The organism is Aquabacterium sp. (genome assembly GCF_004297345.1).
Taxonomy (GTDB): Bacteria; Pseudomonadota; Gammaproteobacteria; order Burkholderiales; family Burkholderiaceae_C; genus Aquabacterium.
In genome coordinates, this window is sequence record NZ_SCTN01000473.1 from 1 (window position 1) to 1,698 (window position 1,698).

Below are 1,698 nucleotides of genomic sequence, written 5' to 3' on the forward strand. Positions count from 1 at the left end.
TTAAAAGCAGCGCAAACCGTCTTGCGCCAGCTAATGCGCGCAATCTTTGTTCAGCCTCATTGCCCAATCGTGTATCGGCGCACGCAGAGGCAATCCCCTTGCACATCTGATCTTGACCCACGATGTTCAACCCACTAAACCACGCAAAGAACAGGACGTCGCGCCCGTATATATCGGGGAAGCTCAACGGTGGCTGTGTAGCGGTTCTGATAAGGACAAATCGCCCCCCGCGACCTTGATTGACTTCCACCTTGGTGATGGCATCTCTTTGTACAGTGAGGTTGTTGTACGCCAGGGAATTCGGCGAAAGCACGAGGCCAAGCTTTCTTCCGGCTTGAATTCCAAAGCCGATTAGCAATGATGAAGCCGTGATCAGGACGGCCGCCGCAACCCACGAAGGCTCCCCGGTCGGGTTTGAGCTCATTTGCGTTTTAACGAGCAAAACTGCACCGATCATGGCTGCGAGGCCCATCCCAATGTAGCCGCCGCCTGGATGCAATCTTTGAACTAGCCGTGGATGGTAAAGCCGAGGATAGGACGATGCGTCAAACGACAAGGCGCGTAATGCGCACCAGGCAAAGCCAGTGCGCGCATCCGGAAAGCAATCCTGCAATTCATCCATCAACGTACCGATGCGGGCAAATGTGATCTTTCCTGCCTTGGTCCGCCTTCGAACGGCCGAACAGGTTAGGGACGATTTCAACTTGTGCAAACCGCGGCGCTCGCGAGGGCCGCTCCAGGCTGCGTGCTGCTGGCACAAGAACGGCAAGCCACAACGGGCAACCATCCCGGCGTCGGCGCAACCGGCTCAAGACCTGCGGCACAAATTGGTGTTCTTCACCTTCCAGTGTACAGAAACGCTAGCTCATGCCTAAGGTGGATTTCGATGGCGACAACTTGCTTTGGTACCGCGCAGTCTCATACTCAGATTGTGATGCTTTGGTTCAGCGAGACCATGCCCCAACCATCGACCTCTATTCCTCGTGGCCGACGGGCGTACGGGCAATAGAGCAGACCGTCACGAATGCCGGTTCATGGCCGGTACCGAGAGACGAGGTCCGGCCAGGCAACTGCCGTTGCCGGCTAGCAATGCTGGTGACGGGATTTACTTCTTGAGTGCAGCGGAAGCAGATGACGCTGGCGCAGTCGCTGCGGCGCCATCCTTGAGCCACGTTCCTTTGTCTGCCAGGCATGCCTTCTTGGTTTTGCTCATGTCCACGGTGCCGTCAGACTGCTTGCAATGATGGTTCTGAGGCGTGCCTGTGCCCTTTGCTGGTGCGGAGGCCGGCGTTTCGGCGAACGCCATCGTGCCGCAAGCGAGGGAGGCAGAGACCAGAGCGATACGGAACAAGTTCTTGGAAGTCATCTTCATTCCTTAGATGTAGTGTTGGGAAACTGTTTGAAGGGACGTGGCGGATCGAGCGCCCACCAACCTCAAGTATGGCAGCGTGCTCTGAAGCCGTTACTCGCGACCGACAGCTCCTGGCCGGGTGGGTGAGTTCACTAGAGTGCCAGGTTCGCGCTCGCGTCACTAAATCGTCTTTCAACGTAGATAGGATGAACTGCCTCCAAAACTAAGCTCAAGGGAACGTATGAAGCCGCTACTGGCTCGCCTCGCCACGGTACTGGTACTTTCGGTGCCTGCAACGCTCGTTGCGGCAGCCCCCATCCAGTTCGTCTTCAGTGGCCAGATTTCTG

Annotated in this window: 2 protein-coding genes; both read right to left on the reverse strand. The window is 56.8% G+C overall.

All coding sequences use genetic code 11. The features are described 5' to 3' along the window. The coding region (locus tag EPO09_RS18255; protein WP_290645295.1) for a hypothetical protein at window positions 1-622 on the reverse strand (622 nt) is incomplete at its 3' end. A 483-nt stretch (window positions 623-1,105) separates the two neighbouring features. After that, window positions 1,106-1,372, reverse strand: coding sequence for a hypothetical protein (locus tag EPO09_RS18260; protein ID WP_290645297.1), 267 nt, complete (start codon window positions 1,370-1,372; stop codon window positions 1,106-1,108). Between the last annotated feature and the right edge of the window lie 326 nt (window positions 1,373-1,698).

Excerpts from the sequence above, each read along its gene's own strand:
- EPO09_RS18260 (WP_290645297.1), bottom strand. The coding sequence starts at position 1,372 with ATGAAGATGACTTCCAAGAACTTGTTCCGTATCGCTCTGGTCTCTGCC.